Source organism: Novosphingobium sp. ES2-1, from assembly GCF_015169775.1.
Lineage (GTDB): Bacteria > Pseudomonadota > Alphaproteobacteria > Sphingomonadales > Sphingomonadaceae > Novosphingobium > Novosphingobium subterraneum.
Genome location: NZ_CP063447.1, coordinates 221,742 through 243,846, shown reverse-complemented (window position 1 = coordinate 243,846; position 22,105 = coordinate 221,742). Strand labels below are relative to the sequence as shown.

Sequence of the window (22,105 nt, the reverse complement as noted above, 5' to 3'; positions counted from 1 at the left end):
GATGAACGCCGAAACCCCGAAAACACTTGAGAAACATCGCGTGTCCCCGCCCCCCCACGTTCCCGCTGACCTGATACGCGAGATCGACGCCTATGACCTTGACGGACTGGAGGCAGGTTTCCACGAAGCCTGGAAGCAGGTGCAGCAGCCGGATACCCCGCCGCTGGTCTGGACTCCGTTCACGGGTGGGCACTGGATCGCAACGCGCGGCGTGGTGATAGATGAAGTCTATCGCAGCCCCGAACGCTTCTCGAGCCGGGTCATCTGGGTCCCGCGCGAAGCGGGTGAAGCCTACGATATGGTGCCCACAAAGCTCGATCCGCCCGAGCACACGCCCTATCGCAAGGCCATCGACAAGGGTCTGAATCTTGCCGAGATCCGCAAGCTCGAAGAGCAGATCCGGACCATTGCGGTGGAGATCATCGAGAGCTTCGCCGATCGGGGAAGCTGCGACTTTGGCAGCGAGTTTTCAACGGTCTTTCCAGTGCGGGTCTTCCTCGCACTGGCGGGATTGCCGATGGAGGATGCACACAAGCTTGGCCTTCTCGCAAACGAGATGACCCGTCCGTCAGGCAAGACGCCCGAGGAGCAGGGCCGATCGCTGGAAACGGCCAACCGCGGCTTCTTTGAATACGTGGCGCCCATCATTGCCGAGCGCAGGGGCGGCAGTGGGACAGATCTGATCACCCGCATTCTCAATGTCGAGATCGACGGCAAGCCCATGCCCGACGACCGGGCGCTCGGCCTCGTGTCGCTCCTGCTGCTCGGTGGGCTTGATACCGTGGTCAACTTCCTCGGTTTCATGATGATCTACCTCGCTCGGCATCCGGAAACGGTGGCTGAAATGAGGAGCGATCCGCTCAAGCTGCAGCGCGGGGTTGAAGAGCTGTTCCGTCGTTTCGCCGTGGTTTCCGATGCCCGCTATGTCGTTGCCGACATGGAGTTCCATGGCACGCAACTGAAGGAGGGCGATCTCATTCTCCTGCCGACAGCCCTGCATGGCCTTGACGATCGGCAGCATGCCGATCCGATGACCGTCGACCTCTCCCGTCGGGACGTCACCCACTCCACCTTTGCGCAAGGGCCGCACCGCTGCGCAGGCATGCACCTTGCGCGGCTGGAAGTGACCGTGATGCTGCAGGAATGGCTTGCTCGCATTCCCGAGTTCAGGCTCACGGACGGGGCAAGGCCGATCTACCATTCGGGTATCGTCGCGGCGGTCGAGAACATTCCGCTCGAGTGGGAGCGGCAGAAGGTTTCGGCATGATGGACGACATCAAGGCATCTTTCCGCAAGGTCCTCGGCCATTATCCTACCGGGGTCTGTGCAATCACGGCGATGTCCTTGGATGGCGCGCCAGCTGCGATGATCGTCGGTTCGTTCACGTCCGTATCGCTCGATCCGCCTCTTGTCGGCTTCTTCCCCGACAAGCAGTCGGGCAGTTGGGGCGCGCTGTCCCTTTGCGACGGGTTCTGCGTGAACGTGCTGGGTGCGTCACAGGAAGATATCTGCCGCAAGTTGGCGTCGAAGGACCCGCGCAAGTTCGAAGGCATAGCGCACTCCACCTCACCACGCGGCGCTCCCTTGATCGACGGGGCACTCGTCTGGATCGATTGCTCGACGCACTCCGTAAGCGATGCCGGGGACCACCTGCTGGTTCTCGGTGCTGTCGAAAGCTTCGGCGTCGCAGGCGAGGGCGATCCCCTGCTGTTTCACAAGGGAAGCTACGGCAAGGTTGCATCCCTCCCGCCTGCAGCCTGATCGTCCGAATGCCGGTCGCGGCCCTGCACCCGGGGCGGGCCGAGTTACTCGTTGGCAAACCCGTTCAAGGCGAGGTCCGCAGCCTGCTCCGCGATCTGGGCAGGTGCAAGCTTGCCCGGCCGGTACCATGTGGCGCAGGAGTCGAGCATCGCGATCAGGAACTTCCTGACGACCGTCGGATCAAGGCTGCTTCTTGCAGAGCCATCGGCTTGCGCGGCGGCAATTAGATCGCGCCAGTAGTTGTCGAAACTGGAATAGGCCGCCAGGACCCGGCCCTTCATCTCCGCAGGCAGATCGTCGAATACGCGGGAAACCGCCGACGAATAGTCATCGCCGGTCAGGAGAAAGCCGATATGTGCTTCGATCGCCGCCCGCAGCCGTTCCAGCGCGGTCGCCGATGGCCCCAGCACTTCAACCTGAGCCATGATGTGGCGATTGTTGCGGTATATGCCTTCCATCATCACCGCCTCGACCAGATCGTCCTTCGAGGAAAAGTGATGATAGATGCTGGGCGCAAGCATCCCGGCACCGGCCGCAATCTCTGTGAGTTTCGCGCCGGCAAGGCCCTTCTGTCGAAGGGCGGTCGCCGCCGAATCAAGAATGCGCGTCTTGCCGTTTTCAACTTGTGCCATGATCAATCTTCGTTTGGTTCAGGCACAACTGATGCACCGGGGCTTTGTGATCAACCTGCAAATGGAACGTTTGGCACGCCAGCGGCAGGGGGATCAAGAATTTCGAAAAGCCCGCCGGCCAAAGGCTGCTGCGCGAACTGGTCGGCGCCGTACCCCTGTGACCCGGTGATCAGGAACAGCCGCGAATAGTCCGTGCCGCCAAAGGCTGGGCGAAGGCCGCGCCTTACCGGCAGGCGGCGCTCTTCCAGCAGCGTGCCGTCCGGAGCAAACCGGCGCAGCATCCAGCTTTCGTAAAACGCCATCCAGATGCAACCCTCGACGTCCACCGCCATCCCGTCAGGATAACCGTCGTCCGGCTTGAAACGGAGAAAGTCGCGCCGGTTCGAGAGGTTGCCGTCAGCATCGACGTCATAGGCCCAACTCACCAAAGGCATCGAGTCGTTGACGTAGGCGGTCCGGCCGTCGGGGCTGAAGGCCGGACCGTTGGCCGTCACGATGTTCTGCTCTTGCGACGACACGGTTCCGTCCGCGTCCAGGCGGTAAAGCTCGCCCGTATTGCGCGCGTCGAGATTGCCGAGCGTGCTTTCCTTGTCCTCGGCCGTGGTGCTTTCGTCCCACTGGCTGCAATCACACGAACCTGACCAGTAGCGACCGCTGCGATCGACCACGCCATCGTTCAACCTGGCGATGCGCGGATCGGCAATCGGGTGGACGAGCGGATGGTAGGTTCCCGCTTGGGGATCGATATGCACGAACCCATCGGCCGAAGAGGCAATGAACCCACCCGACGATCTGGGCGCTAATGCACTGACCCATTTGGGGGGAACCCAGGTGCCCTTGCTGCCGGTCTCGATATTGAACCAGTTCACGCTCGGCGCTTCTATGTCGACCCAGTAGATGCAGCCATCGCGGTCATCCCAGATCGTACCTTCGCCGAGGATAGCCTTGGCGTCCCAGAGGCAGCGCCACCGTTCACCTTCCATCATCGCATCATCCTGTCTCGAAACGTCGAACGCTGAGCCCAGCTGTTCGAACTCCTTTTGTCCAGCCTAATTCAGATTAGTCTGAATCGGCAACTCTTTTGTCACCTCGGTCGTGGTTCTCGGCGCCAACCCGATGGCGGCGGAAGATTTCCTGCGAGCTTTCGCCGGCGTAATCCTTGACCACGGCCTTCAAGTCCTCGCCCTTGAGGCGGTTTCTGATCCTCGAAACCTCGGGTTCGAGGTGGAGAAGCGCGTCGCTTTCCGCAACTGCGGAGAGGGCTGCATGGAAGCCCGCTGCTTCCATGGCCCGGTTGATCGAGCGCTTTTTCATGGTGAGAACCGCAGGTGGCACGAGTTTTATTCGCTCGGCGAGGCTTTCGCAGCAGGCGATGAGTTCCGACGCGGGCACGGCGCAGTTCGCCCATCCCCATTCGGCCGCTGTACGCCCGTCGATGCGGTTGCCTGGAAGGAACGCGAATTCCTTGGCCCGCCGCGAACCGACATGGCTGGCCCAGGTGGGGGCGATAAATCCGCCGCCGATCGGAATGGTCGGCTCGCTTATCACCGCATCATCGGCCACCACCACGATGTCTGCAAACGAGGCAAGTTGTGCCCCAACACCAATGCAATAGCCGTGCACCGCCACGATCACCGGCTTGGGGTGCCGCCAGAGGTCGAGCCAGCGTTCGACATAGGAGGAAAGCCTCAGCACGTCGCTCGTCGGGCCGCTCGTCGCGCTGTATTCGCCAAGGTCCATTCCGGAACTGAAGCCCCTTCCGTTTCCGCGAATGCCCAGAACCGGGGCGCCCCTTGTCTGACGGTCCTTCACCAGCGCGGAAAACTGCTCGAGCACCGCTGCCGAGAAGGCGTTTGCGGCTTGGGGCCGATTGAAGACGATCCAGTCGATCGCCTCGCCTTCCTCAAGGGCAACTCCATCCACGTCCATCGTCATCTCCTGTCCGGACACCGGTCCGGGTCATCCTGCCAGCAACGCCCCTCGGACCTGTGGCGCCACGCGCCGACCGGTCGTTGCATCTCGTTGGCCTCAACTGTTTACACGTGGCTTAAATTAGGGCAAACCTAAATCTCGTTAGGCAGAAGTCTTGGTGACGAAGCCAGATCCATGCCTTAACGGATATTTGCGCTCTGACCGGCTAGACGTCGGAATGCGCATCGGGAGAGACGACTGACATGTTTGCGATGAGTGCAGATGACCGGAGGCACGCGATTGCCGCTCGCCATCCTGCCTGGGCGTGGAGCAACCTCCATGGCTATCTCGATTGGAGCACGAACGATTTCGGCAAGCGTCCGCTGGTCATCACGGATGAGGACGTACTGACCTACGCCGACGTTGCCCGCCAGTCCGTTGCACTTGCTGCCGGTCTGAAGGCGCGGGGCATTGCCAAGGGCGAAAGGGTCGGGCTGATCATGGCCAACGATCCCCTGACTGTCCCGCTGCTGTTCGCGATCTGGCGCGCCGGTGCGATCGCGGTGCCGCTCAATACCCTCTACAGGCCCGACGAGATCAGGTTCGCGCTGGCCGAAGCTGGTTGTGCCCTGCTCATCGCCATGGACAGGTTCGGCTCGCGCAGCTTCGAACAGGAACTCGACGACGGTCTCCCCGGCTGGCAGTCGGGTACGTGCGGCGACCTGCCAGAACTGCGCGGAGGTCTGATCTTCGACCGCGCCGATCCTGCGCGTCTGGTCAGGCAGCTCTCGGGAGCGGTCCCTTCTGACGAAGGCAGCGGGGACATCGCGGCAGACGATACCGCGCTTATCCTGTTCACCTCGGGCACCACCGGCTCTCCGAAAGGTGTCGAGATCACGCACGACAACTTGCTACGGGCGATGTACGCCGGCGCCTATCATCAGGCGTTCGAGGATGGCCGCCGTGCCGTCTTCTCACTCCCCCTCTACCATGGCTTCGGCCTCGTCGTCGGCCTGCTTTCGGGCATGGTCGCGGGCGGCGCGATCATTCCATTGCTACGATTCGATCCGCACCAGATCCTCGATGCCACGCAACGCCATCGCGCCACCTACCTGATGGGCGTGCCCACGATGACCATCGCCCTGCTCGAGCAGGCCAAGCGACAAGCCTACGATCTGTCGTCGCTCAACGCGATCCACAGCGCTGCGGCACCCACGCCGAGCTGGGTGTGGGAGGACATCCAAGCCACTTTCGGCTGCGATGAAATCATCACCAGCTATGGCCAGACCGAAGTCACCGCGACGGTGATCTGTACCGCGCCTGGAGATTCAATCGAGATCGTATCGGAAACGCAGGGTCGCATCGTCGAGGCCGGGGTTGCAGGCATGGCCGATCAGGACGGCCGGATCGCGCAGTTCAAGACGATCGATCCCGAAACCGGGGCAGACCTGCCTTGGGGCACGCCCGGCGAGCTGTGCTGCCGAAGCCCGATGAATAGCAAGGGCTACTTTCGCCGACCCGAGGCGACCGCATCGCTGTTCCTCGACGGAGGCTGGATCAAAATGGGGGACCTCGGTCAGTTCCGTCCGGACGGCAACCTGTTCCTGACCGGGCGCACCAAGGAACTCTACAAGAGCAAGGGCGAGCTCGTCTCGCCCAAGGAACTCGAACAGATCCTCACCGCCTATCCTGCGGTCTCGCAAGCCTTCTTCATCGGCATGCCCGACAACCAGTTCGGCGAATGCGGCTGCGCCTGGGTCGTGCGTGCAGAAGGCAGCGCGATCACCGTAGAGGACGTCATGGCCTACCTTCGCGAACGTATTCCCGCGTTCAAGATGCCACGCGACGTCTGGTTCACGACAGACGAGGCGCTGCCCAAGACCGGGACCGGCAAGGTACAGAAGGCGGAACTGCGCAAGATCGCGCTGGAGATGCTCGCCGAACAGAAGGCGGTCTGAGGATGCGATGCAATCCGGCTGCACGAGAATCGAAGGAATGCCCGCAATGATCGAGGCCGAAGTCTCCCCTATTGAGGATATCATCCGCGAAGCCGTGGAAGGCCGCCCGTTCATCCTCGTTGATGCCGACGACCGCGAGAACGAAGGTGACATCATCATCCCGGCGCAGTTTGCAACGCCGGCGCAGATCAGCTTCATGGCCTGTCACGCCCGCGGGCTGATCTGCCTTGCCATCACGCAGGAACGCTCGGCGGAGCTGAAACTGAGGCCGATGGCCCCGCGCAACCGGTCCGGTTACGGCACGGCGTTCACCGTGTCGATCGAAGCGAAGGAAGGCGTTACCACCGGAATTTCTGCGCACGACCGGGCGCGAACCATCGCCGTCGCTGTCGATCCCACCAAAGGTTCAGACGACTTGGTCACACCTGGCCACGTGTTCCCACTGACAGCTCGCGATGGCGGAGTGCTGGTCAGGGCAGGGCACACCGAGGCGGCGGTCGACATATCCCGTCTCGCCGGGCTTACGCCCGCCGGCGTGATCTGCGAGATCATGAATGACGACGGCACCATGGCACGCCTGCCGGACCTGAGGGTCTTTGCCGCAAGGCACGGGCTCAAGATCGGTACGATCGCTGATCTTATCGCCTATCGTCGCTCGTCCGAGCAACTGGTCGAGAAAATGGCATCCGCGCCTTTCCAGAGCCACTTCTGCCCCTCTCCCATGACGGTTCATGTCTATCGCAACAAGATCGACGGGGGCGAACACGTTGCTTTGGTCAAGGGTGAGATCCGGCCCGACGAGGACACACTTGTCCGCGTGCATCAGGTCGATCTCACGACCGACGTACTTGGCTGGAACACCGCGGCGCCCGATTACCTGCGGCGGGCCCTCCGTTTCATCTCGGATCATTCCGGTCCGGGCGCGCTCGTGCTGGTGCGCGATCCGGATCCGGAGTCGATCTCCCGTCGCGTAGCGGGGGGGCGGCGCGAGTACCACGAGAAGAACGCGAACCGCGATTACGGGATCGGCGCGCAGATCCTGATCGACCTCGGCGTTCAGCAGATGACCTTGCTGACATCAAGCAAGGCCAAGCTTGCCGCGCTGCAAGGTTTCGGCCTGACGATCAACGGGCGAACCGAATTGCGCGAGAACCGCCCCGACTCACCGCTCAGGATCCTGCCGGATTTCTGAGCCGGATCTTCAGGCGGCGATTTCTGTGCCGACCCGCACCGGCGCAGCGAATGCGGCAACGATCTGGCCGATGGTGTCTTCCACGGCATCCTCGAAGCGCTCCTCCTGGCTGTCGCTGTCACGGGTGTGGATGACGAGAATGTTGAGGAACATGAAGCACGCGGTGATGAGGCGGCGCTGCGCTGCTGCTTCGCTCAGATAGTCGAGGCACGCGCGTAGCAGGGCCAGCGTCCGCGCGAGCTGAGGGGCAACGTGATCGCCGAACTGCCCGAACTGCTGCGCCTGATAACGCTGCAGATAGGCCGTCAGGAACGCCGCGTACGAATGGTCGCCAAAAGCGTCGATGAGCTGGATCTGTGGCAGGAAGATCACTTCGACGATTGTGCGCAGGTCGTTCAGCTTGCCTTCCGCTTCCGCCTTAGCAAGCATCAGGCCGCGCATCTCTTCCATCTGGTTCATTCGGTAATCGAACACCGCCTGCACCAGCGAATCACGCGAGCCGAAGTGATATTGCACTGCATGGTGATTGCGCTGACCGGCCTGCGAAGCGATTTCCCGCAGGGACGCTCCTTCTATTCCATCACGAGCAAAAAGGACCTCAGCCGCCAGAATCAGGGCCACTTTGGGCCCCTGATTCAGGGTTGAACTCGTCGGAGCGGACGGCCGCAAGGCAGGTTTTGTAGGCATTTAAGCCATTTGGGCTAATCCGCCAGTTTCGTCAAGAAACCAGGCATTTCGCAAGCGACCAGAGCACGCCGGCATCGGCTTCGAGATGTATTTTCCTGATTGACGAACCCTGCACCTAAGGGCATGTAACCCACATGGCTTAATTTTAAGGCACATGGGAGAGACGACATGGCCATGGACACCGGTTTAATTTTTCACCCCTACATGCGTCCGGGCCGCACCGCCCGGCAGACGTTCGAATGGGGCGTGCAGAGCGCGGTCCACTGTGACAAGATCGGCTTCAGCTCGATGATGATCTCGGAGCATGCGTCGCAGATCTGGGAGAACATCCCGAACCCCGAACTGATCATGGCGGCTGCTGCCCTGCAGACGAGCAACATCAAGTTTGCTCCGATGGCGCACATCCTCCCGCACCAACACCCGGCGAAGCTCGCTATGATGGTCGGCTGGCTCTCGCAGATCCTTGAAGGGCGTTACTTCATGGGCATCGGCGCAGGCGCTTATCCGCTCGCCTCCTATATCCATGGCATCAAGAACGGTCAGGACACCGCGTTCCTCAACGAAATGGTCCGTGAATCGCTCTTCATCATGGAGAAGATCTGGAAGCGCGAACCGTTCTTCTACGAAGGCAAGTTCTGGAGCGCCGGCTTCCCCGAGGAAGAGCCTGCGCAGACCGAGGAAGATGAGCAGCACATGCTCGCGAACTACGCTCCCTACGGCGGAAGCTTCCCCGAATTCGCCGTCACCGGGTTCAGCTACAATTCGCCGTCCATGAAACTTGCGGGCGAGCGCAACTTCAAGCCGGTGTCGATCTTCTCGGGCATCGATGCGCTCAAGAAGCACTGGGAAACCTACTCGGAAGCCAACATCAAGGCCGGCTTTACGCCCGACCGTCAGCGCCACGCCGTCTCGCAGACGGTCTTCTGCGCCGACACTGATGCCGAGGCCAAGCGCCTCGTGATGGAAGGCCCGATCGGCTACTGCTTCGAACGCTACCTGATCCCGATCTGGCGCCGTTTCGGCATGATGGACGGGTTCGCCAAGGACGCCGGCATCGATCCGCTGAAGGCCGATCTCGAGTTCCTCGTCGACAACGTCTTCGTCGTGGGATCACCGGATACCATCGTCGACAAGCTCAACACCTTGTTTGCCAAGTGTGGCGGCTGGGGCACGCTCCAGGTGGAAGCGCACGATTACTACGACGACCCCTCGCCGTGGTTCAACTCGCTCGAACTCCTCGCCAAGGAAGTGGCCCCGCGCGTCAAGCTGCCTGAAGCGCTCGCCGCAGCCTGAAACTAAAAGTGCTTGGTGCCGGCGCGCTCGCGACCGGCACCAGATTTCCAACGAGAATATAGACGGGAGAAGGGACAATGACCAATTCGCATCAGGGCCATGCCGCGTCCAAGAACGGGGTGCGCCATTTCAGCGGCGCAAGTCTTGCAGTAATCGCATCGTGCTTCCTGCTGCCTTCAGTGGCTGCAGCTCAGGCAGAAACCACAGAGCCGCAGGAAGAAGTTGCCACCCAGGACATCGTCGTCACGGCGCAGCGTCGCGAAGAGCGCCTTTCGAAGGTTCCGGTTTCGGTCGTGGCCTTCGGGGCCGAGGCCTTGCAAAACCGCAATATCACCAGCGAACAGGATATCGGCACCTTGGTGCCCGGCCTGCAGGTCAAGAACGGCCAGAACTCCAACCAGCTCAGCTACAGCATGCGCGGCCAGTCGCTGGATCCGTTCTCGGGTACCAGCCCGGCGGTTCTGCCCTACCTCAACGAAGCGCCGTACAATCCCGGCAACACGGCCACGGCCTTCTTCGATCTAGGATCGATCCAGGTGCTGAAAGGGCCTCAGGGAACCCTGTTCGGGCGTAACGCCACCGGCGGTGCGGTACTCTACACGACGCCCATGCCCGGCGACAGCTTCGGCGGCTACGTCACGGTGCGCGGCGCATCGCGCGATTATGGTCAGATCCAGGCAGCCGTCGATCTGCCCATCGCCGAAGGCAAGGCCGCGTTGCGCCTCGCTTTCGACGCCACGCGCGGCAACGGCTACGTGACCAATGTCAACACCGGCAACACGCTGGGCGACAAGAACAGCCGTTCGGGCCGTGCAACGCTGCTGCTCACGCCTACCGACACGCTCAAGAACGTCACGATCGTCCAGTACGATCGCGTGAAGGGCACCGAAGGCGTTGGCGGCATTTACACCTACTATTCGGCAACGAACCCGCAGTTCGTCAGCGATGGCACCAATCACATCCCCGCCAGCGGACTGACCAACACCCTTGCGGCCATTTACGGCTTGAACGACGGTCCTGCAGCCCCCGGCTTCTGGCCGGGTGCTGTCGAAGGTTACACCCGCTTTACTCGCGCCAATCCCTACAAGGTCTGGCTTCAGTACGATCTGCCGCACAGTGCCGAGAACGTCTTCGTATCGAACACGACCGAGCTCGAGATCGGCGCCGATACCAAGCTGAAAAACATCTTCAGCTACATGAATGGCAAGTCCAACACCCCGGGCAACCTGGGCGGCGGGCCGTTCGGGTCCCTCTGGCTGTTCAAGCTGGCAGGGATCAACGCAACCGGCGCGCCCGGTGGCCAGACCTTCCGATCCAAGATCTTCAGCGAGGAACTGCAGATCCAGGGCAGCCTGATGGATGACCGCCTGAACTACACCGCAGGCGTGTTCTATTCGAACCAGAAACGCTTCGAAATCATCCCGATCAATATCGGCGCGGACGTGGTCCCCGGCGGCATCGCGGATATCTCCTACGCCTATCGCAACCGTCAGGAATCAAAGGCGGTCTTCGCTCAGGTGAGCTACAAGGTTACCGAAGCGCTTACAGCAACGCTTGGTGGACGCTATACATGGGAGAACGTCGGCATCCGGCAGGCGCCCGGCAACGTGTTCGGCGTCGATCCAAACTCGCCGGCCGCAGATCAGAGCAGAAAGCTTTCGGCTCCGGCATGGACCGCCAGCCTGCAATACCAGATCGACCCGAACAACATGGTCTACTTCAACCAGCGCGGCAGCTTCCGTTCGGGCAACCTGAACGGCACGGTGGCACCGTTTACCGATCCGCTCACCGGCCAGCCCGCCAACTTCTTCAAGAACGAGAAGGTCCACGATTTCGAACTGGGCTACAAGTTCAACGGGCGCATCGGCAGCGCTCCAGTCCAGTTCAACATCGCCGCCTACAAGGTGATCGTTAAGGACGCACAGCGCGCCCTCTACGCGCTTGTCGGCGGGGCTCCGGCAGGGTTCACCGTCAACGTGCCGCAGGCCGAAACCAAGGGCTTCGAAGTGGACGCCATGGCGGGCCTGACCTCATGGCTCGATGTCGGGTTCAACTTGGCCTACACCGATGCGAAGTACACCAAGCGGACAGTGCCAATTCCGTTCGTCGGCAGCCTGCAGGTTGATTCCTATCCTGACGCACCGAAGTGGGCAGGATCTGCAAACATCGAGGTGAAGTTCCCGGTACCCGCCGAGATCGGCAAGATCAGCCTGCGCGGGGACTACTACGGCCAGACCGGCTTCTTCTTCTCGAACACCAACGGCACTTCGACTCCCGGTACGCATCTCGATGGGTACTGGAACGTCGGCGCAAGGCTGAACTGGAAGGAGATCATGGGAAGCCAGGTTTCCGCAGCAGTCTTCGTCCGCAACCTTACCGACGAGACCTACTACATTTCAGGTTATGCGCTGGGTGCATCCAACGGCGTCAACACGGCATACCCGGGCGAACCCCGCACCATCGGTGCGGAAATCTCGGTCAAGTTCTGAGGTTTCATGCAATGTGCGTCCGGGGCTTCACTCGCGAGCTCCGGACCCGCAGTTTCCTGGCCAAGTAAGATCTATTTTGTTTTACCTGTTTCGCTAAGTGTCCGCGACCGTAACAGCCGCTACCTTCAATTCTATCCCATTTCCCTCGGGATCCTTTAGGTAGACCGACAAGCCAAATCCTTGCGCTCCGAATCGGGTCTTGGGTTCTTCTATCTCTAAACTAAACTCGCGAAGATACTTTCCGAGCGCCTCGGTTTCGATAGCGTCGACTTGGAAGCAGATATGGTCGACATTACGCCCAGTTCCCTCCGTAGCCGCAACGCCAGACACACCCAGCGGACCATCTATGCTAACAATGTCAAGCAAGGCTGATCCGGCCCTAAGATGATACAGTCCCAACTCTGGTCTTTCCCACTGCATAGTGCAGCCAAGAGCTCTTATGTAGAAATCAACTAAACGAGGCGCGTCGACTGCGCGCAAGACAACGTGATCGATCCCTAGAAGCCGAAAGGGAGGAAATGCGTCTTTCAAGATGTTCTAGCCCGCTTCTCAGTCTATGGAAAAAACGCTTCTGCTACCGTCATAAGACGCGGTATGACGTATCAAATATGGTCTTTGGAAGCGATGTCAGAAAAGATGAACGAACGGCGGCATCTGATTGATCCATTTTTCGACCAGAATGACCGCTATCAAGGCGGCCGCGGCCTTCACCGGATGGCTACCTTTAGGGTCGGTATCGCGGCGCTGTGATTGATGTCGGCCACGCTGTGGAGTGGGGCGTGTTAACTTTCTTTGCCTTGCTCTGGCTAGCTGTGGCAATTTTGCTACCGCTCCGGGCCGCCACGAGCCCGTCGAGGCAATGGCCGCGATGCTGCTTGCCTTTGCTTCTTGCAAAACCAGAAGCTCCACACTGAAAACGATCCAAGCATTGCGAGGGCCAGACCGACGGCTGTGAGGAGCAGCCGATAGGCAAGTCCTCCAACCTTTCCCGCATGGATGGGATAGGCCATGTTAAAGGCCTGTGTGCCCACTTGCATCCTGGTTGCATCTCGGCTGCCCAGTAGACGTCCGTCAGCGGGATCAAACCACAGCATGGTACGGCCATTTGGCAACCATTCGGCCGATTGCTTCATGCGAATGGTGACCGGATCCCCCGGCTTTTTCGGTACCGCAAGGATGCGCAATTCGGCAGTCGGGAAGGCATCGTGCGCGGCGCTGATGATCGCCTGCCAATCGAGATGAGGCGCAAGCGGCTCGACCGCGAATTTCGGAGCTTTGAGATCGGCTTCGATTGCTGCCGGAAAAGTAAGCGGCGCCAGCACGGCACCGGCGACCGGGCGAAAGATCATCATCGTGCCGGTGAGCGCCAAGAGCAGCAGCAGGGGGGCGGCAATTATCCCAAGGTCGCGGTGCTGCATCCGGATGGCCGGGCCGGTCATGCGTGATGGCCAAAGCCGGAACCTGAAGGTGCGCCGCGTGCGCCACCACAGTATCGTTCCAGTCACGGCAAAAACGATAGCGGCAAGCCCGGCGACGCCCACGACTGTTTCGCCGACATCGCCGGTGAACAAGTGATGGTGCAAGTCAAACAGCCACAGTTCGGGTCGCTCCCACAGGCTCGACCAACGGGCGATGACTTCACCGCGCTGTGTGGCATAGAGGCCGTGCGCCCCTTCCCGTAACTGCACCAAGCCGAAACGGTCGCTGGCGAAAACGAGACTTTCGCCCCCCTTCGCACCGCCCAGCAGCTGTTCTGCGAGCCGGCCGAGCTGCGAGGGATCCGTTACCCGTACGTCCGACGCATGGGGTAGGCCGATCCACTCTTCCTTGTGAACTAGGATCGCACCGCTCAGGCCCAAGATCGTGAGGATCAGCCCCAGCAATCCACCGCACCAGCGATGCAACAGGTCCAGCAGCTTGATCATCCTAGAAGCGGTAGTCCCAGCCCAGCGTGAAGCTGCGGCCTCGACCAGCAAAATAGAAAGTGTTGTCCGTCGGCCTCTGCGTATCGCTCGCATAGGTAATGTATTGCCGGTCGAACAGGTTCTGAACGCTCAGCGTCAGCGCCCCGATGCCTGTCTGGTACCGGACGCTGGCATCGGTCAGCGTATAACCGCCGAAATCGTTTCGAGGATCTCGTACCAGCCCCCTGAACTTGCGCGAGAAGTAGACCTGGGTCTGGACGCGCGCCGAGAGCGGCCCCTTGGCATAGCTTGCGGCAAGATTGAGTCGGTCCGGCGAAATGTTGGCACCATCGAGATCGGTATCGACGACGTCGTCACCATTGCTGTCGAAGCGTCCCGAAAGATGAGCATAGCCGGTACTGAGCTTCAGACCTTCAATCGGCGTCATGACCGAGAGATTGATCTCGATGCCCTCGATTTTTACACGCTGGCGCTGCACATCGAAGATGCCATCTGGACGGGCGATGAGCAGCTGGCCCTTGTCCGAGGACGACCAGAAATACGTGGCCGATGCATCAAGTGGTCCACGCTTGATCTCGATGCCAAGCTCGCGATTGTTCGAAACGATCGGGCTGATGTCGAGAAAGGTATCGATATCGACCCCGGAACGGTTCACCGCGCGAGTGATGCGACCGACGTCGGGCACCGTGTATCCTTCAGCGTAGCTGGCATAGGCGCGAATGCCTGGCACCGGTTCGACGATTACGCCACCATTGAGCAACGTATCGGAAAAACGCGGACTGCCGCCGGCGACCTTCACACGATTTGACGTGGCAAGGGTGGTGTAGTCATTGATGGTGATGCGCACATCTTCATACCGCACCCCGGCAGCAAATCGCAGAACCTTGTCAAACAGGGCGAGGTTGGCTTGGGCGAACGGGGCGAGGCTACGGAAGTCGGTTGGCGGCACCCAGACCCGGTCGGTGGCAATCAGGCGCTGCTCGGTCTTGTCCCAGAGCGCATCGATGCCGACAATGGTCGTCAGCGCCTCAAGGCCGGGGACCGAGCGCTCGTAGCTGATCTTGCCACCATACTTGCGTGAACGGTTCTGCGACTGGTCGAAGAGCGTTCCGACAGGCGCAATGAGCGGGTCTTGGAAGGTTGCTACCGGAGCAATCTCTCCACCGAAGGTGTCGCGACTACGGTTCCAGAACACTTGCGTAATCAGATTGCCGCCCCACAGCGCACTGTCAGTCAACGAAAGGGCAACGCTTTCGGTGCGGTTGGCTGCTGGCACGCCTGGGGGCGTCCCGATCACGGCGCTGGTTGGCAGGTCCCTGAGGCGATCGCCGTTGGCTGCGACATAATCGCCATCGCTCTTGAGTTCGAAGCGGCTGGCGATGAGGTCAAGGCGTGCGCTGTCGCTCAGTGCGTAGCCAAAGCGTCCGAACAGTGAGAGTGTGGCGGTGTCCTGCGTTTCGCCTTGCGTCAGGTTGATGCCGACGCGGCGATCCTCCGCGTCGTAGAAGACGCCTCGGCGTTCGTATGCAGCACCAACGGAGGCGTCGAAGCGCTCGCTCTTGTATTGGACCAGACCCGCGGTCTTTCCGCCGATGCTGTCACCCTCGAACCCATCGGCAGCAGTACCCTGGATCAGCGCGCGACCGCTGATTCCGTCCTGCCGGGGCGCGCCGACGGTAACCTGATTAACGATTCCGCCAGTTCCACCAATTCCTTGGAGCGCATTCGACCCGAAGATCAGTTCGACCCGCTCGATGAAGAATGCGTCTATTGTAAAGCCGTCGCGACTGCCGTCGCGAAGTGGCGTAGATTGCGGGATACCGTTGATCGCATAGAGCGGAGAGCGACCCCGCAAGGTCTCTCCAGCACCTGAAAGCTTCTGGCGCGTCGGCGAAAATGAGGGCGTGAGCGTGGCCACTGCATCAGTCACCGAGCCTGATATCGCCACCTGCTGGTCGAGGTCTTCCTTGCCAATTACGTCAACGGTCAAGGGTAGGGCGTTCGCTGGCAAGATTGATCGCGCCGCAGAGACGATGATCTCATCTGAACTCTCTGCTTGGGTCGCGGAATACTCAGGCTTTGTGGCTTGCTGAGCAAATACAGGAGCGCTCGACAAGCAGGCTGCAGTTGACAGGAGGAGAACGTAGGTTGCGGAATTGGACAAGGGGCTGACCTCGGAATCTGGACGCAGAGCCGGCTAGCAACCTTCCGATGCTAATGCAAGCTATTCGCAATAACACGTCAACATATTGAGTTTTTCGGCTTTCGGATCCGACAACTGTGTAAAATCGGTCTCAGTCGCACCAAGGTTGACAAGCAATCGAGAAGGTCCACTAGTGACCTAGATTGGGGATAAGAGTTGCGCCGCAGTGGTTTCATCCGAAGCCTGACCAAGTCGCGCCCGTTTTGGGTCAAGGCGGCGATGCTTGTCCTGACTTTGTCAGCCGCAACGCTCATCCGCTGGTATATCGATCGAGGCAGGTCCGGCGCGCCCTTTGCGCTCTACTATCCCCTGGTCATATTGGTCGCTGTAGCGTTCGGCGGCCGATGGGCTGTCGTCGCTGGCGCGTTGTCCAGCTTCTTGTCGGTTGTCCTGTTCTTCGACCCCGCTTTTACGCTCCGGGCTTCAATACCCGATCTGGTTATTCTTGGTCTTTATGCCTTTGGCTGCACGCTTATCGCCTTTTTCGGGCACCTACTAAGAGCGACGATGCGCGAAGCCGACGAGAATGCTGCTGCCTTGAAGAGCATCAATCGCGAACTGCATCATCGCTCGCGCAACGTTGCAACAGTGGTGCGTGCCCTGCTGCATCGTGCAAGGAAATCCCAACCGCAAAGCATCCAACTCGACCAGTTCGAGGCTCAGCTAACGGCTTTGTTTGCGGCTAACGAAATACTGAAGTTCGGCATGGCTAAGTCATGCGATCTCAAGGCTCTGGCGCAGGCGGTGCTGCGGCCATTCCCAATCCAGCAAATCAAGTTACTTGGACCGGCTTACGAGGTCCAAGAGCAGGTCGTTACGCGTCTCGCCATGATCCTGCACGAACTGGCCACAAATGCTGTCAAGTATGGGGCCCTGAGCGACGAAGGCGGTCAAGTGGCGATCACCTGGGCCGACAAGAATGGGTTATTGCAGATTGTCTGGCAGGAAACAGGGGGGCCGCCGGTACAACAGCCCTCTCGCGAAGGGCTGGGCTCCTATCTTCTGAGGCCGGGAGGAGGTCTAAAGGCGGCAAAAGCAAGCTATGACCCTGAAGGGCTTACTTGCCATATGGTATTTGCCGCCCAGTAAAGGAAGTCGATCGTCCAGAATAGCAATAAGGAGTGACGAGGAATTCAGCCTACCTCGACATTGACGCTGTCCAACTCACTCGTGATCTTCGAGCTAACTAGGCCGCGTGGACGCATTTGAGCCCGCACGTGGTAGTGGCGTAATGGATTGCCCCGAGGAAGCTACGCCTCGTTTGGGTCGACGTTGACGATGCAATCACCACTGGCAGAGCGGACGAGAATTAGGCGTCGGAGATTGAGGCCTGCGAGCAATCGGCTGGCCCGAAAAGCGATGAACGGATGGCAGAAATCAATTTTCCAAAACCGACCTTGGAATGACCGGGTTCAAGGCGGCTTAAGAAAAAGACCGGGCCTTCCTCGGGCTTTCTCCAAAAGTCGCGCCATGCCAGCGAGTGAATGCGCCAATAGAGCTATAGCCTAGCAGTTCCGCAACGTCGGTTATTCGCATCCGAGGATTGGCAAGATATTGCACGGCAAGGTTCATGCGGGCGCTGTGGAGGAGCGTGCTGAAGCTGGTTCCTTCGGCGTCCAGTGCCCTTTGCAGTGTCCTGACCGTCATGCCCAATGCGGCAGCACAGCCCTGGATGCTCGCACGGCCCGATGGCATCAGGAGTTGGATCAATTGGCTGACGTCCTGCGCAACCGTGCGGTCAACCGGGCTCATGACCGCTTCGAGCAATTGCCGAGCGTGGCGGGCCAACTGGTCGTCCGCCTTGGCGTTGCGTCGGTCAAGATCGGCGATTGGCAGGACGATGCCGTTGAATTCACTTCCGAATTGCGGCCTGCAATGGAACACCCGGCTGAAGATCTGCAACTCCGCCGCAGGGGGGGCATCATGCGTGAAGCAGACCATGCTTGGCGACCACAGATCACCCAGCACGCTGCTGCAAAGGCGCGCAAGCACGCCAAGCGCCAGATCGTTTGACTGCCGCGATGGTTCAGGCCGGCGAAGCTGGAAGTCTTCGCGCAGGATCACGTCCTCCCCGTGTTCCTCGAAATGCAGCACCAGCGTCGAATTGATGCGCGAGCGAAACTCGGCCAAGGCCGAAAGGGCCTGCCGCAACGTAGGTTGATGGGCAATCAGCAGGCTCGTCGCGCCGAGGTTGGCGAGCGATCGGCATTCGGCCATGCGCAAGCCCAATGTGACGCAGCCCGTCATCGCCGCACTGCGTTCGAGCAGACGGATGGCTGCCTGTGCCGGGATCAATTGTTCGGGGTTCACCAGCAGATCGGGCGAGAGCCCCTGTTCGCGCAGGAGAGGCCGCGGATCGACGGCGAACCCGGCCATCGTTTCCATGTAGCCGGTCAAGGCCGCCACCCGGACATGCTCTGCCATGGCCAGTCTTCCCCCGCATCGCCCGACTTGGCGTCGAATGGGAAAACAATGTCATGAAATGTGAAAAAGGCAAGCGCGGGCCGCTCTAGGTCCAAGACAACTGCACAGGCAGAAGTTTTGGGGAGAGATGCTGCGATGGCCAAGGCTGTCCGCTTTTACGAAACCGGTGGGCCCGAGGTTCTCAAGCTTGAGGACGTCCATGTCGGCGAACCCGGTCCGGGCGAAGTACGCATCCGCCACGCGGCGGTCGGGTGCAACTTTGCCGATACCTACTTTCGCTCGGGGTACTATCCGGTGCAGCCGCCCTGCGGCATCGGCGTCGAAGGCGCCGGCACCATCGTCGCTCTCGGCGCTGGCGTAACCGGCTTCGCTGTCGGTGATCGGGTGGCCTACAACGGCAGCCCGCTGGGCGCCTACAGCACCGAACGGGTGATGCCGGCAGCGCCTCTGTTCAGGCTGCCCGACACGATCACCTTCGAGCAGGCCGCTGCCTCGACCATGCGCGGCCTTTCGGCGACCTACTGGCTGGTCAAGGCCAACCCCTCGATCAAGGCGGGCGATACGATCCTGTTGCACGCTGCGGCGGGCGGCGTCGGCTTGCTTGCGGTCCAGCTTGCCAAGCTGCTCGGCTTGCGGGTGATCGGCACCGTCTCGAGCGAGGAGAAGGCCGAAAAGGCGCGCGCCATGGGCTGCGACGAGATCATCTTCTACCGTCGCGAGGACGTGGCCGCGCGGGTCAGGGACCTGACCGGCGGCCAGGGCGTGAGCACCGTGTTCGACAGCGTCGGCAAGGACACGTTCGAAGGCTCGCTCAAGTCCTTGAAGCGGCGCGGCGTGCTCGTCGGCTGCGGCACCGCTTCCGGCCCATTTCCGCCGATCGATGCCTTCCAGCTGATGCTGCAGGGCTCGGTCTACTTCACCCGCCCTGCCTTTGCCGATTATTACGCCGATCCCGCCGAGCGTGCCGAACTGGCATCGCTTTGGTTCGGCCACCTCGCCGCAGGGCGGATCAAGGTCGAGATAGGTCAGAGCTATGGCCTTGCCGATTGCGTCGAGGCGCATCGCGACCTCGAAGCCGGGCGCACCATCGGCTCGTCGATCTTCGTGGTCTGAGGAGAAATTCCGTGCGGATCGATAAGCTTACCACCCATATCGGCGCGGAACTGGTCGGCGTGAACCTGGCCGACGCGGTTCACGACGACGCCCTGTTCCGCGTGATCCGCGTGGCGCTGCTCGAACACAAGGTGCTGTTCCTGCGCGATCAGGATTTCGACCGCGCCACCCACGTCGCCTTTGCCGAACGCTTCGGGTCGCTCGAGGACCACCCGGTGGCCGGGAGCGATCCCGACCACCCCGGTCTGGTCAGGATATACAAGGACGAGAACTCGCCGCCTGACTTCTATGAGAACGCCTGGCACTGCGACGCGACCTGGCGCGAAGCCCCGCCCCTGGGCTGCGTGCTGCGCTGCATTGCCTGCCCTCCGGTAGGCGGCGACACGATGTGGGCGAACATGGCTAGGGCCTATGACGATCTGCCCGCCAACGTGAAGCAGACCATCGCCCCGCTCAAGGCGCGCCATTCGATCGAGGCTTCCTTCGGCGCGCGCATGACCGAGGCAGAGCGTCACGACCTGAAGGCGCGCTTCCCCGATGCCGAACACCCGGTGGTCCGTACCCATCCCGAGACGGGCGAGAAGGTGCTGTTCGTCAACGGTTTCACCACCCACTTCACCAATTACCACACGGCACAGAACGTGCGCTACGGGCAGGACTATGCCCCCGGTGCCGCCAACCTGCTGCAGTATCTGATCGGCCGCGCTTCGATCCCCGAATACCAGGTGCGTTGGCGCTGGCAGCCCAACTCGGTCGCGATCTGGGACAACCGTTCGACCCAGCACTACGCGGTCATGGACTATGCGCCCACGGTGCGGCGCATGGAACGCGCCGGGATCATCGGCGACCGCCCTTTCTGAACACCCATCAACGACAAGAATTCCAAGGAGAGATCCGATGCAGTTCCTCGACGACTCCCTGCTCCCCCGCAATCAGGAAAAGCTGGTCATCACCGTGGCGCCCTATGGCCCGGAATGGGCGCCCGAGGACTTCCTCGAGGACATTCCGGTGACGATGGACGAGCAGGTCCAGAAGGCGGTCGATTGCTACAATGCCGGTGCCACCGTGCTCCACCTGCACTGCCGCGAGCCTGACGGCCACGGTTCGAAGCGCCTGTCGATGTTCAACGAGATGATTGGCAAGATCCGCAACGCCGTGCCCGAGATGATCATCCAGGTCGGCGGCTCGATCTCCTTCGCGCCCGAAAGCGAGGAAGAAGGCGCCGAGGCCAAGTGGCTCTCGGACGAAGTGCGCCACATGCTCGCCGAACTGACGCCCGCTCCCGAGCAGGTCACGATCGCCGTCAATACGACGCAGATGAACATCATGGACCTGATGCACGAGGAGGAATACGCGCAGACCTCCATCGCCAGCCCCGCCCTCTACCACGCCTATCGCGAGATGGTGGTGCCGGCCGGACCGCAGTGGGTGGAAGAGCACCTGCGCCGCCTCACCGGCGCCGGCATCCAGCCCCACTTCCAGCTGACCTGCATGCCCGACATGGAAACGGTCGAGCGCCTGATCCGTCGCGGGCACTACAAGGGGCCACTCAACCTCACCTGGGTCGGCATCGGCGGCGGTTTTGACGGGCCGAACCCTGCAAACTTCATGGAGTTCATCCGCCGCGCGCCCGATGGCTCGACCGTGACGCTCGAAAGCGTGATGGGCAATGTCCTGCCGATCAACACGATCGCCATCGCGCTGGGCATGCATGCCCGCTGCGGCATCGAGGACACGATCTACGATCCCCATGGCAACAAGATGGGCTCGGTCGCACAGATCGAACAGCTTGTCCGCATCAGCCGCGAACTGGGCCGCGAAGTCGCCAACGGTGACGAGGCGCGCGCGATCTACAAGATCGGCACGCAGTACAATTCCACCGAGGAAACGCTCGCCCGTCTCGGCATGGCGCCCAATCGCGAACGCGGCCAGCTCGCCGTGCCGATCCGCGAAGTCGCATGACGAAGACGGTCCTCTTCGTTCCGGGCCTGCGCGACCACGTGGAGGACCACTGGCAGACGCACGCGGCACGGGCCATTCCGGGCTCGGTCACGGTCGAACCGCTGACCGAAGACCGCCTGAGCCTTGCCGCGCGCGTTGCCGCTTTGGATGCCGCGCTCAACGCGATCGAGGGCGAAGTGGTGGTTGCCGCCCACAGCGCCGGGTGCCTGATGGTGGCGGCATGGGCACGCAATCCGACGCGCGCAGTGCGCGGCGCGCTGCTGGCGACGCCTGCCGATGTCGAGAATCCCCTGCCCCCGGGCTATCCCTCGCTGGAGGACCTGACGGCCAACGGCTGGTGCCCGATCGCCCGGGAACGCCTGCCATTTCCGGCAATCGTCGTGGCCAGCAACAACGATCCGCTGGGGCCTTTCGACCGCGTGGCGGAACTGGCGCACAGCTGGGGCGCGCGGCTGCACGATGCGGGCGAAGTCAGGCATCTCAATCCCCCTGCGGGCTATGGGCCGTGGGACGAGGCCCTGCCGTTGATCATCAAGGTCGCGGCGGGCTAAGGGA

19 protein-coding genes are annotated in these 22,105 nt (G+C 61.2%); 11 read left to right on the top strand and 8 right to left on the bottom strand.

Features of this window, described 5'->3' with window-relative positions; all coding sequences use genetic code 11:
* Position 1: 1 nt before the first annotated feature.
* A complete protein-coding gene (locus tag IM701_RS19230; RefSeq protein ID WP_193828917.1) occupies positions 2 to 1,267 on the top strand; it encodes a cytochrome P450 in 1,266 nt (421 codons plus the stop codon).
* On the top strand, positions 1,264 to 1,761 hold the full coding sequence (locus IM701_RS19225) for a flavin reductase family protein (RefSeq protein ID WP_193828916.1): 498 nt from the start codon (positions 1,264 to 1,266) through the stop codon (positions 1,759 to 1,761). The genes IM701_RS19230 and IM701_RS19225 overlap by 4 nt, the downstream gene beginning before the upstream one ends.
* Before the next feature lie 44 nt (positions 1,762 to 1,805).
* On the opposite strand, the gene IM701_RS19220 is transcribed toward IM701_RS19225, so the two are convergent.
* From IM701_RS19220 to IM701_RS19210, 3 genes are all read right to left on the bottom strand, one after another.
* Positions 1,806 to 2,393, bottom strand: a complete 588-nt coding sequence (locus tag IM701_RS19220; RefSeq protein WP_039337906.1) for a TetR/AcrR family transcriptional regulator — start codon at positions 2,391 to 2,393, stop codon at positions 1,806 to 1,808.
* 50 nt (positions 2,394 to 2,443) lie between these two features.
* Positions 2,444 to 3,379 carry an SMP-30/gluconolactonase/LRE family protein gene (locus IM701_RS19215; RefSeq protein ID WP_084281336.1) on the bottom strand — a complete coding sequence of 312 codons (936 nt, stop codon included), beginning with the start codon at positions 3,377 to 3,379 and terminating at the stop codon, positions 2,444 to 2,446.
* A gap of 73 nt (positions 3,380 to 3,452) precedes the next feature.
* Positions 3,453 to 4,322, bottom strand: a complete 870-nt coding sequence (locus tag IM701_RS19210; RefSeq protein WP_193828915.1) for an enoyl-CoA hydratase/isomerase family protein — start codon at positions 4,320 to 4,322, stop codon at positions 3,453 to 3,455.
* Positions 4,323 to 4,567: 245 nt separating this feature from the next.
* Between IM701_RS19210 and IM701_RS19205 the strand changes: the two genes are divergently transcribed.
* Both IM701_RS19205 and ribB read left to right on the top strand, forming a co-directional pair.
* Complete coding sequence (locus IM701_RS19205) at positions 4,568 to 6,262, top strand: class I adenylate-forming enzyme family protein (protein ID WP_193828914.1); 1,695 nt, start codon at positions 4,568 to 4,570, stop codon at positions 6,260 to 6,262.
* A gap of 46 nt (positions 6,263 to 6,308) precedes the next feature.
* The gene (gene ribB / locus IM701_RS19200; RefSeq protein WP_193828913.1) at positions 6,309 to 7,454 is read left to right on the top strand and encodes a 3,4-dihydroxy-2-butanone-4-phosphate synthase; all 1,146 of its coding nucleotides are present in this window, start codon (positions 6,309 to 6,311) and stop codon (positions 7,452 to 7,454) included.
* A 9-nt stretch (positions 7,455 to 7,463) separates the two neighbouring features.
* Here ribB and IM701_RS19195 read toward each other — a convergent pair whose 3' ends face one another.
* Positions 7,464 to 8,075, bottom strand: coding sequence for a TetR/AcrR family transcriptional regulator (locus tag IM701_RS19195; protein ID WP_305082412.1), 612 nt, complete (start codon positions 8,073 to 8,075; stop codon positions 7,464 to 7,466).
* Between the two features lie 234 nt (positions 8,076 to 8,309).
* Here IM701_RS19195 and IM701_RS19190 point away from each other — a divergent pair, with 234 nt between their 5' ends.
* Both IM701_RS19190 and IM701_RS19185 read left to right on the top strand, forming a co-directional pair.
* Positions 8,310 to 9,434, top strand: coding sequence for an LLM class flavin-dependent oxidoreductase (locus tag IM701_RS19190; protein WP_193828911.1), 1,125 nt, complete (start codon positions 8,310 to 8,312; stop codon positions 9,432 to 9,434).
* A 77-nt stretch (positions 9,435 to 9,511) separates the two neighbouring features.
* The gene (locus IM701_RS19185) at positions 9,512 to 11,923 is read left to right on the top strand and encodes a TonB-dependent receptor (protein WP_193828910.1); all 2,412 of its coding nucleotides are present in this window, start codon (positions 9,512 to 9,514) and stop codon (positions 11,921 to 11,923) included.
* Between the two features lie 93 nt (positions 11,924 to 12,016).
* On the opposite strand, the gene IM701_RS19180 is transcribed toward IM701_RS19185, so the two are convergent.
* The 3 genes from IM701_RS19180 to IM701_RS19170 all read right to left on the bottom strand — a co-directional run bounded on the left by IM701_RS19180 (position 12,017) and on the right by IM701_RS19170 (position 16,012).
* Complete coding sequence (locus tag IM701_RS19180; protein ID WP_193828909.1) at positions 12,017 to 12,454, bottom strand: VOC family protein; 438 nt, start codon at positions 12,452 to 12,454, stop codon at positions 12,017 to 12,019.
* A 293-nt stretch (positions 12,455 to 12,747) separates the two neighbouring features.
* Entirely contained in the window at positions 12,748 to 13,848 is a 1,101-nt protein-coding gene (locus IM701_RS19175; RefSeq protein ID WP_370584382.1) for a PepSY-associated TM helix domain-containing protein, read from the bottom strand.
* A 1-nt stretch (position 13,849) separates the two neighbouring features.
* Positions 13,850 to 16,012 (bottom strand): TonB-dependent receptor, encoded by a 2,163-nt coding sequence (locus IM701_RS19170; RefSeq protein WP_370584381.1) that lies wholly within the window; start codon positions 16,010 to 16,012, stop codon positions 13,850 to 13,852.
* Between the two features lie 195 nt (positions 16,013 to 16,207).
* Between IM701_RS19170 and IM701_RS19165 the strand changes: the two genes are divergently transcribed.
* Positions 16,208 to 17,140, top strand: a complete 933-nt coding sequence (locus IM701_RS19165; RefSeq protein WP_039338491.1) for a sensor histidine kinase — start codon at positions 16,208 to 16,210, stop codon at positions 17,138 to 17,140.
* A gap of 333 nt (positions 17,141 to 17,473) precedes the next feature.
* Here IM701_RS19165 and IM701_RS19160 read toward each other — a convergent pair whose 3' ends face one another.
* A complete protein-coding gene (locus tag IM701_RS19160) occupies positions 17,474 to 18,475 on the bottom strand; it encodes an AraC family transcriptional regulator (protein ID WP_193828908.1) in 1,002 nt (333 codons plus the stop codon).
* 135 nt (positions 18,476 to 18,610) lie between these two features.
* Here IM701_RS19160 and IM701_RS19155 point away from each other — a divergent pair, with 135 nt between their 5' ends.
* Genes IM701_RS19155 through IM701_RS19140 form a run of 4 tightly spaced genes read left to right on the top strand, consistent with a single transcriptional unit; the run spans position 18,611 to position 22,101 of the window.
* Positions 18,611 to 19,588, top strand: coding sequence for a quinone oxidoreductase (locus IM701_RS19155; protein WP_168904986.1), 978 nt, complete (start codon positions 18,611 to 18,613; stop codon positions 19,586 to 19,588).
* Between the two features lie 11 nt (positions 19,589 to 19,599).
* Positions 19,600 to 20,448: a TauD/TfdA family dioxygenase gene (locus IM701_RS19150; protein ID WP_168904987.1), complete on the top strand. Its 849-nt coding sequence runs from the start codon at positions 19,600 to 19,602 to the stop codon at positions 20,446 to 20,448.
* Between the two features lie 37 nt (positions 20,449 to 20,485).
* On the top strand, positions 20,486 to 21,550 hold the full coding sequence (locus tag IM701_RS19145) for a 3-keto-5-aminohexanoate cleavage protein (protein WP_193828907.1): 1,065 nt from the start codon (positions 20,486 to 20,488) through the stop codon (positions 21,548 to 21,550).
* Positions 21,547 to 22,101 carry an alpha/beta hydrolase gene (locus IM701_RS19140; RefSeq protein WP_193828906.1) on the top strand — a complete coding sequence of 185 codons (555 nt, stop codon included), beginning with the start codon at positions 21,547 to 21,549 and terminating at the stop codon, positions 22,099 to 22,101. Before IM701_RS19145 ends, IM701_RS19140 begins: the two co-directional genes overlap by 4 nt.
* Positions 22,102 to 22,105 lie beyond the last annotated feature (4 nt).